Genomic DNA, 15002 nt, shown 5'->3' on the forward strand with positions numbered 1-15002 from the left:
CGGGTATGCCAGCCGGTCCGTCGAAGCCCGGAGCGAAATTGTACGCTGCCGCCCGGGGAAAACCGGATAACCCACCGGATAACCCTCAAGACAACGGCAACCCAGCCAATCTGGCGCACGCAACAACGCAACAACGCAACAACGTTTACACAAAATGACAATCTGCCAGAAGTTTGCCCGCGGTTATAATCGCGGTCGCTCTGCTCTCCCAGTTCGCACAGATACGGTTCCCGCCGTAGCAATAACGACCAGCACGGGAGAGCCTTTACGACTTCACACTCTATGATTTTTACCCCCACTCTGGTCTGGTTAAGCGCCGTCTTGCTGTTTCTAGCCCCAGCAGTCAATTTAGTGTGGCGCGGCGGCACGGGATACTGCTTTTTTGCATTAGCCGCATTAGGTATCGGCGCCCTGTTCGTGAACCGGCGCACACCCGGTTATTTCAAGGCGTTGCAAACCTATGGCTGGTACACCGCGGCCATGCTCGCATTTATGGTGTCGATTGGTCTGCAGCAACTCGTGAATGGTTACTGGCTACCACGCCAGTTCGATGCGCTCTCGCGTTTCATGCTGGCGCTCGTGGTGTTCCTGCTGTTGCGGCAACTGCCCTCGCGGGCGTTGCGCATGATCGGCTGGGGCTGTGCCGCGGGAGGGCTGGCGGTTGGCGTGTGGGCCCTCATGGACCGGCCCCAGGGGGGCTGGAATGGCACAAGCCGCCTCAGTAATTACTATACGAATGCGATTCCGTTCGGCGACACCGCGCTGCTGCTCGCGTTTCTCTCCCTCTTCACGCTAGGCTGGGATGACCTGCGCGACTGGCGGCCCTTTGCGATCAAGATTCTGGCGCTGCTAGGCGGCGGTTACGCCTCTTATCTGTCGGGCACACGCGGCGGCTGGCTGGCGTTGCCCGTTTTCCTCGTCCTGCTCGGCGCACAGTATCGCTGGTTCACGCAGCGCAAACGCCTGATCACCGCCTTGCTGGCGCTCTCGCTGTGCCTCGCCGCGCTGTTCTCGACAGGCCGCATCGAGCAGCGTGTCGTCGATGCCAGCACCGACATCGCCCTGCTCAACCAGGGCGATGCCTATACCTCCATCGGCTTGCGTCTTCAGCTCTGGCAAGCGTCGTGGCATCTGTTCACGAAGCATCCGGTCTATGGCATCGGCAAGGGACGGCTCATGCAGTCCCTGCGCGACATGGCGCAAAACGGCGAAGTGAAAGCCGAGATTGTCAACGAACGTGCGCACAGTGATTTTTTCTCGACGCTAGCGGAGATGGGAACGGTCGGCGTGCTGTGTCTTTTCCTGTTTTATTTCGGCATTTCGGTGTACTTCTGGCGCAACCGCCAGGCCAATGATCCGGCGATTCGCGCGGCGGCCTATTCGGGGCTGGCCGTATCCACCAGCACCATCATCTTCGGGCTCACCATCGACGTGCTGGTACCCATCATGGTGACCGTGCTGCTGGCGCTTTTAAGCGCGACGTTCCTCGCCATGATCGACGCGCGCAAACGCGAAATCGCCCAGGCAGAGTGCGGCACGGCTTAAATTTTTCGTGCCCTAAAGCGCCGCGGTCAGCCGGTACAGTTCGCCCACGTGCTCGTCCACGCTGGGGTTATAGGCCAGATGTGCGAACGGGCTGGCAATACGGGCGTCACCTTGCTGCACGCGTCCGATGGCCTCGTCGATGGCCTGCTCGAAACTCCCAGGCACAGCGCGCGAAAAACCGATTTTCGCGGGCCCCGTCACCGTCTCCGCCGATCCCACGTTTTCGGCAATGATCACCGGCGTACCGCACAGCACGGACTCCACGCCCACCAGGCCAAAGGGCTCGTACACCGATGCCACCACCGTAAAATCAGCCGCGGCAAAAAGCTTTTCCATCTCGCGGCAATAACCGACGTAACGGATCGTGTCGCTGGTTCTGGGCACGCCCCGCCCCGCGACCACCAGACAGACCGGCAACGTGGTCTGGGAAAAAAACGCTTCCAGCAAATCGTAGCCTTTGCGTTTGTGGCTGGTTGAAGAGAACAGGAAAATCACCCTGTCATCAGGCAAACCATATTGCTGCCGCACACGGCGGCGCGCGGCATCGTCGAGCGGCACAAAGCGCGCGGTATCAACCGGGGGATACAGCACATGCAAGCGCTCGGACGGTACGTCATAAAAACGTTGCAACTCACGCGCCATCAGTTGGGAATGCGCCACCACCGCACGCGCCCGGGTGTACACCTGGCGCTCCAGCGCGATCTGCCAGACATCGCTGCGCCGCACTGGGCGCGCTTCAGCTTCGAGCGATCCCGGATGCGTACCGCCACAAATCGCCACGTCAGCGTGCGTCGAATGATTGATCGCAATGATCTTCGCCGGACGATGCGCACGCAGCCGCAGCTTGAGACGCCAGTCGAACGCCCGGTTGCGCAGCTTGCGCGGCGCCCAGCGCACATTCAGCGGCTGCGCCTCGACCCACGCCGCCTCGGGCAATAGCGGGTCCACTTCGCGGGCAAAAAGCGTGGGCCGCACCCCTAAACGATGCAAACCCGCGATCACATCACGCGTATAGCGCTCCGCGCCGCCACTATTTTTCAGCGCTTGCGTGGTGAGCGCGAGATCAGTCAGCGGCAGCGCCGTATCGGCAAGAGGAGTAACGAAACGAGTCGAGTCGGACAAAACGGAAAACCCCGGTAAGGCTCTTGAGCGAGCACGGAAAAAGCCATGGACTATCGACGCCAGAGGCATCCAGCGTCTGGCCGAAGCCAGGCTGAATGCAGAGGGGCACGTTCGAGGGCGCAATTGTAATGGAAGTAATGGAAGCCTCTGGCGCGCCGGACCGATTAGAATCTAGCCGCCTCACCCTCTACGCTCCTGCTTCCGGCTCCACCCTCACGATCCCACTCTCAGCGATTCATGCCGCGATGACCCACCTTGCGTCCGATGCTTCCTCCGCCTCCGCCAGCCCCACCCGCCCGCTGGTTTCGGTATTGCTGATCGCCTACAAGCAGCAGCACGTCGTCGCCGACGCCGTGCGCAGCGTGCTGGCGCAAACCTATTCACCGCTGGAAATCCTGATCTCGGACGATGCCTCCGGCGACGGCACCTTCGCCGCCATCGAAGAAGCCGTGCGCGGCTACGCAGGGCCCCATCAGGTCAGCATCCGCTGCAATACCGTCAATGAAGGCATCAGCGCGCATCTCTCGCGTCTGGCGGGCATGGCGCGCGGTGAGTTGCTGTTCGTCGCAGCCGGCGACGACATGTCGCTGCCACAGCGTTGCACGCGTGTGGTCGAGACCTGGCTGGCCCATGAGCGCCGTCCCGACCTGATCGCCACCGATCTCGCCGATATGGATGAGCACGGCATGATTCACGAGCGCATGAGCCCGACCGATCTGGGCGCTTATCGTGGGCTCGACGACTGGCTCGCTCAACGGCCCTGGCTGATCGGCGCGGCGCACACGTGGTCGCGGCGGCTCTTCGAGCGCTTTGGGCCGATGCTGCCCGGCACGATGGCCGAAGACCAGATCATGACGTTTCGCGCGCTGGTTTCCGGTGGCGCGCTCAGTCTGCGCGAACCGCTGGTGCGCTACCGGCGCGGCGGCCTGTCACGCAAGCGGCGTTACCGCTCGAGCGCCGATCTGGTTGCACGGCAGCGCCAAAGCAACGGTTATGCGCTCGCCGAACTGGCGCAGTTGCAACGCGACGCCGACATGGCGGGAAGCGAAATCGGCGCGGCGATGCGTGTGGCGCTTGCCGGCAAGCTTGCCCGCGAGCGGTTTATTCAGGCGATGTTCAGCGCACCGGATGCGCGCGCGCGCTTAGCGCTATGTCGGCGCAACCCGGCGATCAAGCTCGGGCTTAGAGTGCGCCTGGTGTTGTATACGGTGTGTCCGTGGGTGTATGCGCCGATGCTGTGGCTCAAACGGGTGATACGCAAACGCTGAAAACGCGAAGGCCTTGAACCGGAGGTGACAGGCGCGGACGATGAATCGCGGCAGACGCCATACCGCGAAGACACACTCCTCACAGGCACTCCTCACAGGCACTCATCACAGGCACCACTGGCCGCGATAGCGCGTTTTCGCTTGCATCATGGCTCATGCGTGGGGTTCCCGAGCCGGCTTCAATGAAGCCGGGTTTTGTCTTGAATAACCTCCCGGCCTGCACCGCTCCTAACCCAGGCCATCAATCAAGACGAAGTCTGTTGAAACTGAATCCGGTGCAAATGCGCATACAACCCGTTTTGCGCCAGCAGCTCGCGGTGGCTGCCGCGCTCGACAATGCGCCCGGCTTCCAGCACCAGAATCCGGTCAGCGCGCTCGATCGTCGAAAGACGGTGCGCAATCACCAGTGTCGTGCGGCCCTTCATCAGGGTTTCGAGCGCATCCTGGACATAACGCTCGGATTCGGAATCGAGCGCCGAAGTGGCTTCGTCGAGAATCAGGATCGGCGCGTCCTTGTAGATTGCCCGGGCAATCGCCAGACGCTGGCGCTGGCCGCCCGAGAGCATCGTGCCGTTGTCGCCAATCAGTGTCTCGATGCCATCGGGCATCGCTTCCACCGTCTGCCACAGGTTAGCGGCGCGCAAGGCCGCGACGACGCGGTCGAGATCGGCGGTCTGCCCATAGGCCACGTTATGGGCGATGGTGTCGTTGAACAGCACCACGTCCTGGCTCACCATGGCGATCTGGCTGCGCAGATCGTGCGTGTTGTACTCGGACAGCGGTACACCATCCAGCAGAATCTCACCGCTAGCCGGATCGAAAAAGCGCGGCAGCAAATTGACGAGCGTCGTTTTGCCTCCCCCCGATGGCCCAGCCAGCGCCACCATCTCACCAGGCGCCACGCAAAACGACACCTGATTCAGCGTCAAGCGCTGGCTTTCCTGGCCCATCTGGCTCGCCCCATAACCAAACGACACATCACGAAACTCGATGGCGCCCGAGGCCCGTTCAAGCGGCTTGCCGCCACCGGCGGGCTCAGCGGGTTCGTCGATCAGGCCGAAGATCAGCTCGGCTGCGGTCATGCCACGTTGCAACGGCTGGTTGACGTCCATCAGATGCTTGAGCGGCGAAATAATCAGCAACATCGACGTGACGAATGCGACAAACCCCCCCACCGTGGTCTGATCGTTCGACGACTGCACCACGGCAATCGTGATGACCACTGCCAGCGCGATCGAGGCCAGAAACTGAGTAAGCGGTTGCGCAAGGCCCCCCGAGACGGTCATGCGCATGGAGTAGCCACGCAGGCGGCGGCTCATGGCGCCAAAGCGCGCGTTTTCATATTGCTCGCCGTTATTGACCTTGACGACCTTGTAGCCGCCGACCGCTTCTTCGACGATGTAAGACAGCTCATTGGTGAGCAGCTGGTTCTCGCGGTTCAGCCGCCGTAGCCTGCGGTTAATCTTGCCCACCAGCCAGCCGATACCAGGCAACAGCACGGCGACAATCAGCGTCAGACGCCAGTTCAGATAAAACAGGTAGCCCAGCAGAAAAACCACCGTGAGCGAATCGCGCACCAGCGTCACCATCACGCTGGTCAGCACATTCAGGATCTGGTTGACTTCGAAGACAATGGCATTGATCACCGTACTCGCGGTTTCACGTTGAAAAAACGCGACGCTGGTATGGATCATCCGGTCGAACATCTTCAGACGCAGCTCCAGCAGGATCCGGTTCGACACATACGACAGCAGATAGCCCGAGGCATATTGCGCCACGCCGCGTACCAGCGCGAGGCCGATCACGGCGAGCGGCACATACCATTTGGCGTTGTCGCTGGCATGCACGCCAAAGCCCTTGTCCAGCAACGGCTTGAGCAGGGCCGGAATAGCCGCGTCCGTGGCGGCGCTCAGCGCCATCGCGGCGATGGCGGCCACCACGATCCAGATCACAGGTTTGATATACGGCCAGAGACGGCGCAATACGACAGCGGGCGACGAAGCCTCGCCGGAACCGATGGGCTTGCTTAAGGTGGGTTTGACAGTGGGCCTGGCGCTCACAAGATCCTCTGAAAATACGGCTGAAAATCCACCAGACCAACTGGCTGGCGGGAAATAAAAAAAACAGCATTGTAGCCGTCAGTACACGCCCTTTCGGGCCGAGCGGCGTGCTGTGTATACTCCCTGCTCGCGCCCGCCACCGCCCCCTGCCAGCCGCGCTGGCAGGGGGCGGTGGCAAGTTTGCGGCGAACGCGGCGTCAACCCGGCCGCTTCAACCCGCGCCGGTAAAAACGCTACATCAGACAGCCTCTTCACCGGCCACTCTCAGGCATTCATGCATGAAAACCGTCACGCTCGGCGTTGCACTCATCACCCATAATGCCGCTGCCCGGCTCGCCGAATGTTTACAGTCGGTCGCCTTTGCCGACGACATCGTCGTGCTGGACGGCGGCAGCACCGACGGCACCATCGACATCGCTCGCGCTCATGGGGCACGCGTCATCCAGCAGCCTGACTGGCCGGGTTTTGGCCCGCAAAAAAACCGTGCGATCGAGGCACTGGACACCACCTGGGTGCTATCGCTCGATGCCGACGAAGTGGTTTCACCCGAACTGGCGGCAGCCATTCGCGCCGCCATCGCCGCGCCGGACGCCGAGGTCTACGCCGTGGACCGTCTGTCCTGCTTTTGCGGCCAGTGGATTCATCACAGCGGTTGGTATCCGGACTGGATTCCGCGTCTTTTTCGCCGGGGTTGCGCCCGGTTTTCAGATGACCTGGTCCATGAACGCCTGGTTTTCGCTACGTCTGCGCAGCGCCTCCACGGCAAACTGTTGCACCATTCGTACGAAGACTTCGAAACCGTGTTGCGCAAGCTCGATGCGTACTCAAGCGCGGCGGCGCAACAGCGCTATGCGGCAGGCCAGCGCGGCGGCCTGGCGAAAGCGCTGGGACGCGGCACCTGGGCTTTCCTGAGAACCTACGTGATGCGATGCGGGTTTCTCGATGGGCGCGCCGGCTTCATGATCGCGGTGTTTAATGCGCAAACCGTCTATTACCGTTTTTTGAAGCTCGACCATCTGCATCGCACGCAGCAGGCCAACGATACGCCGCCATCCTGAGCCGCTGGCGGGGTGCGTGCGCCATTGCAGGCACTAACCCGCAAACCACGTAACCGCGGATTACAACGGTACGACGGGTACGGCCAGGCGGCGAACCTGGCCTGGCCTCAATAAACGATTTCAACCGAACTGCCGGCGAACTCGGCACGTAACTCGGCCAGCAATTCATCGCCGGGAATCACGCGCCAGGACTCGCCCAGTTGCACCGCGGCCTGTACCCGCTCATTGCTATAAACCACCTGCACGGCCAAGCCTTGCACCACGGGCTCGGCTTCGCGCCGGCGCGAGCCGTGGCCGCCGTAGCCGTCACGTGAAGCATCACGCGCATCGCGCGCACCACGCACGGCAGGCGCAGGTGCGGCCGTTGCCGCCATCGCCACCACCGGCGGCACGCAATGCGCCTGCAACACGCGACGCAAGGCGAGCGCATCGGCGTTGCCGTTCATCTGCACTTTCAGCGCTTCGGCATAGCGGCTGCGGGCGCGGCCCAGGTCCATCACCGCTTCGACGGTAAAACGAATGCCGCCCGTAAACGCATCATTGCGCGCCTGGCCTTGCACCACGAGCAATTCGTCTTCCTTGAAGAGTGCCTTGTGGGCTTCGAAGAGTTCGTTGAACACGGTCACTTCACACTGGCCGCTGCCGTCGTCCAGCAACGCGATCAGCATCTTGCCGCGCTGGGTCATCTGCGTGCGCAACGAGACGATCACCCCAGCCAGAAGCTTGTCGCGCCCTTCTTTCAGCTCACCGATTTTCTGCCGCACGAAGCGCCGGATCTCAGCGCGGTACGCATCGAACAGATGCCCCGAAAGATAGAACCCGAGAGCGCTTTTTTCTTCCTGAAGTTTTTTCTTGTCGGGCCAGGCGGACTCGGCGATCAGTTCATGCCCTTGCGATGGCGCGTCGCCCATGTCGAACAGCCCTGCCTGCATCGCATTGGCGCTGGCCTGTTCGGCAGCTTCCATGGCCAGCGTGACCGAGGCGATCAGTTGCGCCCGGTTATCGTGCAGCCGGTCAAACGCTCCCGCACGGATCAGCGCTTCGACCGTGCGCCGGTTCACCATGCGCCGGTCGACGCGGTTGCAAAAATCGAACAGGTCGATAAAGGGCCCGTCCTGCTCCCGCGCACGCAGGATGTCTTCAATCGCGTTCTGGCCACTGCCCTTGATCGCGCCCAGGCCGTAGCGGATCGTATCCGCCCGCACCTTGCCCGGGGCCGGAGCCACCGGCTCGAAACGGTAGGCCGACTGGTTGATGTCGGGCGGCAGCACGCTCATGCCGTTGGCCAGACAGTCTTCGAACAGGATCTTGACCTTGTCGGTATCGTCCATCGCCAGCGACAGGTTGGCCGCCATGAATTCAGCAGGATGGTGCGCTTTCAGCCAGGCGGTGTAATACGCAAGCAGCGCATACGCGGCGGCGTGCGACTTGTTAAAGCCGTAGCCCGCGAATTTTTCCATCAGGTCGAAAATCTCATCGGCTTTTTCAGCGCTCAGGCCATTTTTTGCCGCGCCATCGCGGAACAAGGCGCGATGCTCGGCCATTTCCTCGACTTTTTTCTTGCCCATCGCGCGCCGCAGCAGGTCAGCGCCACCGAGCGAATAGCCGCCGATGATCTGCGCCATCTGCATCACCTGCTCCTGATAGACCATGATGCCGTAGGTCTCTTGCAGGACAGGCTTGACGCGCGGATCGGGGTACTCCACCACTTCGCGTCCGTGCTTGCGCGCGCAAAAGCTGGGAATCAGGTCCATCGGGCCCGGACGATACAACGCCACCAGCGCGATGATGTCTTCGAAACGGTCCGGCTGCGCATCCTTGAGCATGCCTTGCATGCCACGGCTTTCAAGCTGGAACACCGCCACAGTGTTGGCTTTTTTCAGAATCGTGAACGCGGCGGAATCATCCAGCGGCACCCCGGAGAGCAGCCAGTCGTGCTTCGCCGGGTCTAGCCGGCGAATATAACGCTCAGCCCAATCGAGAATGGTCAGCGTGGTCAAACCCAGAAAATCGAACTTCACCAGGCCCACGGCTTCGACATCGTCCTTGTCGTACTGGCTCACCACACCGCTTTCGTCGCCTTGCGTGTAGAGCGGGCAAAAATCGGTCAGCTTGCCCGGCGCGATCAGCACCCCGCCCGCGTGCATGCCGACGTTGCGCGTCAGGCCTTCAACGCGCTGTGCCAGTTCCAGCAACTGGCGCACTTCGTCTTCGTTGTCAAAACGCTCCTGCAGTTGCGGTTCTTCTTTCATCGCGTCGGCGATGGTGACGTGCTTGCCCGGCTTGAACGGAATCAGCTTGGCGATGCCATCGGTGAACATGTAGCCCAGATCGAGCACGCGGCCGATATCGCGCACCGCTGCTTTGGCCGCCATCGTGCCAAACGTGGCGATTTGCGACACCGCATCCGCGCCGTACTTTTGCTTCACGTACTGGATCACACGATCACGGCCTTCCTGGCAGAAGTCGATATCGAAGTCAGGCATCGAGACCCGTTCAGGGTTCAGGAACCGTTCGAACAGCAGGTTGTAGCGCAGCGGATCGAGATCGGTCACGCCCAGCGCGTAGGCCACCAGCGAGCCCGCCCCCGAGCCCCGCCCTGGCCCCACGGGCACGCCGTTATTTTTGGCCCAGTTGATAAAGTCCGCGACGATCAGGAAGTAGCCTGGAAAGCCCATGCTAATGATCGTGCCGCATTCGAAGTGCAAACGCTCGTTATAGACGGGGCGCTGCGCCTCGCGCTCAACCGGATCGGGATACAGCTGCAGCAGGCGCTTTTCGAGCCCCTCTTGCGACAATTGCACCAGGTAGTCGTCCAGCGACAGGCCATCCGGCGTCGGAAAAAGCGGCAGCCGGGGTTTGCCGAGTTCGAGTGTCAGATTGCAGCGCTTTGCAATTTCGACCGTGTTGGCGAGCGCCGCAGGAATATCCGCGAAGAGCGCCGCCATTTCGTCTTGCGTGCGGAAGTATTGATCGGTGGTAAAGCGTTTGGGCCGCCGGGGGTTGGCGAGCATGTCGCCCTCGGAGATACACACGCGCGCTTCGTGCGCGGTGAAATCGTCGGGGATCATGAACTGCAGCGGGTGCGTGGCAACCACGGGCAACTTGAGCGCAGTGGCCAGCGCCACGGTTTGCTGCACGCAGGTTTCGCCACCCGGCTGGCCGCAGCGTTGCAGCTCAAGATAGAACGCACCCGGGAAAATCTCCGCCCAGCGTTGCGCGTGACGCCGGGCCGCGGCTTCGTTGCCGTTGGCCAGCGCCATGCCGACGTCGCCGAGCTGCGCGCCGGACAGCGCCAGCAACCCCTCGCCCAAGCCAGTAGCCAGCCACTCGGCGGCGACTTCGGCGCGTCCGCGATACTGGTTGGTGAGCGAGGCGCGGCTCAGGAGTTCGCACAGGTTCAGATAACCGCGCTGGTTGCGCACCAGCAGCAGCAGGCGCGAGGGTTTATCGCGGTCGTCGGGATTGGCGATCCAAACATCGCACCCGGCAATGGGTTTGACCCCTTTGCTGCGGGCTTCCTTATAGAAGCGGACAAGGCCAAAGGCATTGCTGAGATCGGTGAGCGCGAGCGCGCCCTGACCGTCTTTGGCCGCTGCCTTGACGATATCGTCAAGACGCACGATGCCATCGGCAATGGAGAATTCGGAGTGAACGCGGAGATGGACAAAACGGGGATCTGGCATGGGCGCCATTGTAACTCGACCCTCCGCCAAAACCAGGGGCCAACCTGTGTATTCAGCCGTTGCTGGCCATCCGGCCAGGTATCGTGCGAGCCATGCGAGGAGGATCATCTGGATGAGCGATAATGCTGGGTTCCGGCATGCCATCCTGCGCTTTGCCCAGCCTCATCCCGGCGCACGGCGCCTGGCAGCGGCTGTTTGCGGGCCTTCCTGCCAGAAAGCGTGGCACGGGCTTGATGTTCATGGCCCATGTGCTCATGGGCCATGGGCATCCGTGAGATCGGGCCGCGCGCCTGATTTCACGCCCGGTGCGCCCACCTTCACCTGTTACCTGTCATTTGTTACTTGCGGCCTTCACGGCTAAACCATCATGAGCATCGTCAATCTTGCCGCCTACCAGTTTGCAACCCTTGAAGCCATAGCCGAGTGGCGTCCGCTGATCACCCGCCGCTGCGAGGAGCTCGGCCTGCGTGGCACGGTCTTGCTAGCGCCGGAAGGCATCAACCTGTTTATCGCAGGCAGCGCTGAATCGGCCCACGCCTTCATCGACTATCTGCGCCACGATCCGCTTTTTGCAGGCAAATTCGCGCAGTTGCAGTTCAAGCAAAGCCTGTCGCCAACACAACCGTTTCGCCGCATGCTGGTCAAGCTCAAGCGCGAAATCATCACCATGAACAAACCGGCCATCCAGCCTGAACTGGGACGCGCGCCCGCCGTCGATGCGCCGACGCTCAAGGCCTGGCTCGACCAGGGCCATGACGATTCGGGCCGGCCCGTGGTCATGCTCGACACGCGCAATGCCTTCGAAGTCGATGTCGGCACCTTCGACAACACGCTCGATTACCGCATCAGCAAGTTCAGCGAGTTTCCCGTTGTCATCGAACAGCATCGCGCGGATCTCGACGGCAAGACCGTGGTGTCGTTTTGCACCGGTGGCATTCGCTGCGAAAAAGCAGCGATCTACATGAAAGAACTCGGCATCGATCACGTCTATCAGCTGGAAGGCGGCATCCTGAAATACTTCGAAGAGGTCGGCGGCGCGCATTACCACGGCGACTGCTTTGTCTTCGACTATCGCACCGCGCTCAACCCGCAACTCGAACCCACCGCCACCGTGCAGTGCTTTGGCTGTCGCGCCGTAGTCAGCCCGGAAGCGCAGCGCTCGCCGCTGTATGTCGCGGGCAAGACTTGCCCCGCGTGTCATGAGCGCTATCACGGCCAGGGTGGCAAGAAGGCCAGCGCGAACGCTGGCAACAACGCTCTGCCGGCGCACTGATTTTGCAGGGCCAGTACGGCCTCCGGCTCTGAACTCAAGCGCGCTTTCCAGACAGCCGCCATGCGCTATCGCGGACGCTTCGCCCCTTCGCCCACCGGGCCGCTACATTTTGGCTCGCTGGTCAGCGCGCTAGCGAGCTGGCTCGATGCACGGGCGCATCACGGTGTCTGGCTGGTGCGCATCGAAGACCTCGATGGCCCGCGCACCGTGCCAGGCGCGGCAGAGGCCATCCTCGGCACGCTGGCGCGCTTCGGCCTTCACCCTGATGAGCCGCCGGTCTGGCAAAGCCAGCGTTACACCCATTACCAGCAAACCTTCGATGCGCTTCAGGCAAGCGCCGGGCCGCGGCCGCTGCTGTACCCCTGCGGCTGCACGCGCAAGGAAATCGCCGATTCACTGCTGCACGCGCATGCACGCCACGCCACGCTCGCCTATCCCGGCACATGCCGCACGGGTCTGCATGGACGATCCGCGCGTGCGTGGCGGCTCAGGGTTCCGGATGAGGCTGCGGCGGTGATCCGTTTCGACGACCGCTGGCAAGGCGCGCAAAGCCAGAATCTGGCCACCGGGGTCGGCGACTTCGTCCTGCTGCGGGCAGATGGTCAATGGGCGTATCAACTGGCAGTCGTCGTCGACGATGCACAGGCGGGTATCACGGATATCGTGCGCGGTGCCGATCTGCTTGATTCGACGGCACGGCAAATCTATCTGCAACGCTGCCTGCAAGTGCCCACGCCGCGCTATCTTCATGTGCCGGTGGTCACTAACGCTGCAGGAGAAAAACTCAGCAAGCAAACGGGCGCGGCGCCGCTCGATGACACCGCCCCGCTGCCCGCGCTGCTGGCGGCCGCCCGTCATCTGGAACTGGTCTTGCCCACGGCGGCGGCCGTTTCGCTGGAGGCGTTTTATGCCGCTGCAACGGCGGCCTGGGCACAGCGCTTCGTGCCGCATGAGTCATCAGACATCCGCGCTTTGCGCTGAAACCTGAACCAGAAACACCGCGCGAAAACAAACCTCAAAAACAAAAACAGCGCACAGCCCAGGAAAAGCCTCCCGGTACCGCACGCTGTTGTTCGCCTTCAGCTCAACCCAGGCGCTCGGGTAATCAGTAATCAGTAATCAGGCAATCCGTAATCAGGAAGACGAGTTGTCTTTGCGTGGCCGGCCCAAGCCGCCAAGCAAGGCCGCAAGCGGCTGCTTCGAGGCAGGCCGCGCCGCGGACGTGCCTGATGCTTCATCCACCGGCCGGGCATTGGGCGAGGGTTCATAAGGCTTCAGGAAAAAATCGTCGACCGGCGCGCTACGCCCATGGTGCGGCTGTTGATACGAGCGCTCATGCGTGCCTGACGTGCGCCGCCGTGTCGAACGCTCGTCGCGCTCACGACGCCCGCCCGTGCCGCGCTCCTCGGGCACATGCCGCAGCGGCACCGTCACCGCGAGCCGCTGAACCTCCAGCGGACGCTTGATCAGCTTCTCGATATCCGCCAGTTGCTTGCGCTCGTTCGGGCTGCACAGCGACAGTGCATCGCCCAGCGCCCCGGCGCGGCCTGTACGGCCAATCCGGTGGACATAATCTTCCGCGCTAAACGGCAAATCGAAATTGATCACCGCAGGCAGCTCGGCGATATCCAGCCCGCGGGCCGCCACATCGGTGGCCACCAGGGCTTCGATCTCGCCGCGCTTGAACGCTTCCAGCGCCTGCATCCGTTCGTTTTGCGTGCGGTCGCCGTGAATCGCCGTGGCCACCACGCCATCGCGCTCCAGTTGCCGTGCCAGCCGGCCCGCGCCGATCTTGCTATTGCAAAACACGATGACCTGTTTCAAACCCCGCTCGCGGATCAGTTGCACCACCGCCCGCGATTTGTCGCCTTCGGCTACTTCATAAACGATCTGCGTGACGTTGGCGGCAGTCGAGTTACTGCGCGCCACTTCGATGGTCAGCGGATCGCGCAGGTAAGTCGCCGCCAGTTTCTTGATATCGCCGGAGAACGTCGCTGAGAAGAGCAACGTCTGACGCTCTTTCGGCAAGAGGTTCAGGATGCGCTGCAAATCGGGGAGAAAACCCATGTCCAGCATGCGGTCGGCTTCATCGAGCACGAGAATCTGCACCTGGCCCAGTTGCACGGTTTTTTGCTGAACATGATCGAGCAGGCGGCCCGGCGTAGCGATCAGGATTTCGACGCCCCGGCGCAGTTCCGCCGATTGCGGGTTCATATCCACGCCGCCGAACACCACCGTGCTGCGCAGCGGCGTGTACTTGCCATAGGACAAGACATTGGCCGCCACCTGGTCGGCCAGCTCACGCGTGGGCGTGAGGATCAGCGCACGCACCGGGTGGCGGGCAGGCGAGGCACTCGTGCTGGCATGCGGCAGCAGCCGTTGCAGGATCGGCAGCGAGAAGCTCGCTGTCTTGCCCGTTCCGGTTTGTGCCGCGCCCATCATGTCGCGTCCGGCCAGCACAACCGGAATCGCCTGTGCCTGGATGGGCGTGGGCGTCGTGTAACCCTGTTCGGTGACAGCCCGCAAGATATCGTCGGCAAGGCCGAACTGGGTAAAAGACGCAACTGGGGCTGAAGGCGTGTCGGTGGCGGCGGTGTCGGACATGGTGGCATTCGCTAAGTCATGCGCCTCTACGGCATATCACGTGGTTAAAAACCGCGCTAAAACCGCAAGGGCATTGGGATGAAGGCGGAGTCACGGTGTGCTGCACGAGGCTCACGGTGGGCTTCACGGTGAAACTCACGGCAGGACTCAACCATGACTCAAAGACAGGCGGGAAGATAGCGCTCAAATGTGACCGGTTACGCCAGGCTCCGGCCAACGGCATAACACACCGCCGGAAAAAGCGCGATTGTAACACCCCGCCGCCCGGGCACCAGCGGGCTCCGGGCGGGGAAGCCAGGCGCCACGCGGCTGGCCTTATGCATCACATATCACGCGCATCACATATCACGCGTCAGGTTTCAGGCGCCCGGCGCCCGACACCTGAC

General features: G+C 62.2%; 9 protein-coding genes. 5 read left to right on the forward strand and 4 right to left on the reverse strand.

Annotation, left to right across the window (positions count from 1 at the left end; all coding sequences use genetic code 11):
• Nucleotides 1-282: 282 nt before the first annotated feature.
• Nucleotides 283-1545 (forward strand): O-antigen ligase family protein, encoded by a 1263-nt coding sequence (locus tag GH657_RS16975; RefSeq protein WP_153102187.1) that lies wholly within the window; start codon nt 283-285, stop codon nt 1543-1545.
• A gap of 12 nt (nt 1546-1557) precedes the next feature.
• Here the strand turns inward: GH657_RS16975 and GH657_RS16980 are convergent, their stop codons facing one another.
• Entirely contained in the window at nt 1558-2667 is a 1110-nt protein-coding gene (locus tag GH657_RS16980) for a glycosyltransferase family 4 protein (protein WP_246174208.1), read from the reverse strand.
• Between the two features lie 245 nt (nt 2668-2912).
• Here GH657_RS16980 and GH657_RS16985 point away from each other — a divergent pair, with 245 nt between their 5' ends.
• Entirely contained in the window at nt 2913-3935 is a 1023-nt protein-coding gene (locus GH657_RS16985) for a glycosyltransferase family 2 protein (protein ID WP_153102189.1), read from the forward strand.
• A 245-nt stretch (nt 3936-4180) separates the two neighbouring features.
• Here GH657_RS16985 and msbA read toward each other — a convergent pair whose 3' ends face one another.
• On the reverse strand, nt 4181-5995 hold the full coding sequence (gene msbA, locus GH657_RS16990) for a lipid A export permease/ATP-binding protein MsbA (protein WP_246174209.1): 1815 nt from the start codon (nt 5993-5995) through the stop codon (nt 4181-4183).
• 278 nt (nt 5996-6273) lie between these two features.
• Here msbA and GH657_RS16995 point away from each other — a divergent pair, with 278 nt between their 5' ends.
• Nucleotides 6274-7053, forward strand: a complete 780-nt coding sequence (locus GH657_RS16995; RefSeq protein ID WP_153102190.1) for a glycosyltransferase family 2 protein — start codon at nt 6274-6276, stop codon at nt 7051-7053.
• A gap of 107 nt (nt 7054-7160) precedes the next feature.
• Here GH657_RS16995 and dnaE read toward each other — a convergent pair whose 3' ends face one another.
• Nucleotides 7161-10748, reverse strand: a complete 3588-nt coding sequence (gene dnaE, locus GH657_RS17000) for a DNA polymerase III subunit alpha (RefSeq protein ID WP_153102191.1) — start codon at nt 10746-10748, stop codon at nt 7161-7163.
• A gap of 358 nt (nt 10749-11106) precedes the next feature.
• On the opposite strand from dnaE, the gene GH657_RS17005 reads away from it, so the two are divergent.
• Together GH657_RS17005 and gluQRS are read left to right on the forward strand one after the other, a co-directional pair.
• Nucleotides 11107-12012 (forward strand): sulfurtransferase, encoded by a 906-nt coding sequence (locus GH657_RS17005; RefSeq protein ID WP_153102192.1) that lies wholly within the window; start codon nt 11107-11109, stop codon nt 12010-12012.
• 60 nt (nt 12013-12072) lie between these two features.
• Complete coding sequence (gluQRS, locus tag GH657_RS17010) at nt 12073-12993, forward strand: tRNA glutamyl-Q(34) synthetase GluQRS (RefSeq protein ID WP_153102193.1); 921 nt, start codon at nt 12073-12075, stop codon at nt 12991-12993.
• Between the two features lie 153 nt (nt 12994-13146).
• Here the strand turns inward: gluQRS and GH657_RS17015 are convergent, their stop codons facing one another.
• The gene (locus tag GH657_RS17015; protein ID WP_153102194.1) at nt 13147-14616 is read right to left on the reverse strand and encodes a DEAD/DEAH box helicase; all 1470 of its coding nucleotides are present in this window, start codon (nt 14614-14616) and stop codon (nt 13147-13149) included.
• Nucleotides 14617-15002: the final 386 nt, after the last annotated feature.

Origin of the sequence: Paraburkholderia hayleyella (genome assembly GCF_009455685.1) — a bacterium.
Taxonomy (GTDB): domain Bacteria; phylum Pseudomonadota; class Gammaproteobacteria; order Burkholderiales; family Burkholderiaceae; genus Paraburkholderia; species Paraburkholderia hayleyella.

Excerpts from the sequence above, each read along its gene's own strand:
- GH657_RS17005 (WP_153102192.1), top strand. The coding sequence starts at position 11,107 with ATGAGCATCGTCAATCTTGCCGCCTACCAGTTTGCAACCCTTGAAGCC.
- GH657_RS16985 (WP_153102189.1), top strand. The coding sequence starts at position 2,913 with ATGACCCACCTTGCGTCCGATGCTTCCTCCGCCTCCGCCAGCCCCACC.
- gluQRS (WP_153102193.1), top strand. The coding sequence starts at position 12,073 with ATGCGCTATCGCGGACGCTTCGCCCCTTCGCCCACCGGGCCGCTACAT.
- GH657_RS16975 (WP_153102187.1), top strand. The coding sequence starts at position 283 with ATGATTTTTACCCCCACTCTGGTCTGGTTAAGCGCCGTCTTGCTGTTT.
- GH657_RS17015 (WP_153102194.1), bottom strand. The coding sequence starts at position 14,616 with ATGTCCGACACCGCCGCCACCGACACGCCTTCAGCCCCAGTTGCGTCT.
- dnaE (WP_153102191.1), bottom strand. The coding sequence starts at position 10,748 with ATGGCGCCCATGCCAGATCCCCGTTTTGTCCATCTCCGCGTTCACTCC.
- GH657_RS16995 (WP_153102190.1), top strand. The coding sequence starts at position 6,274 with ATGAAAACCGTCACGCTCGGCGTTGCACTCATCACCCATAATGCCGCT.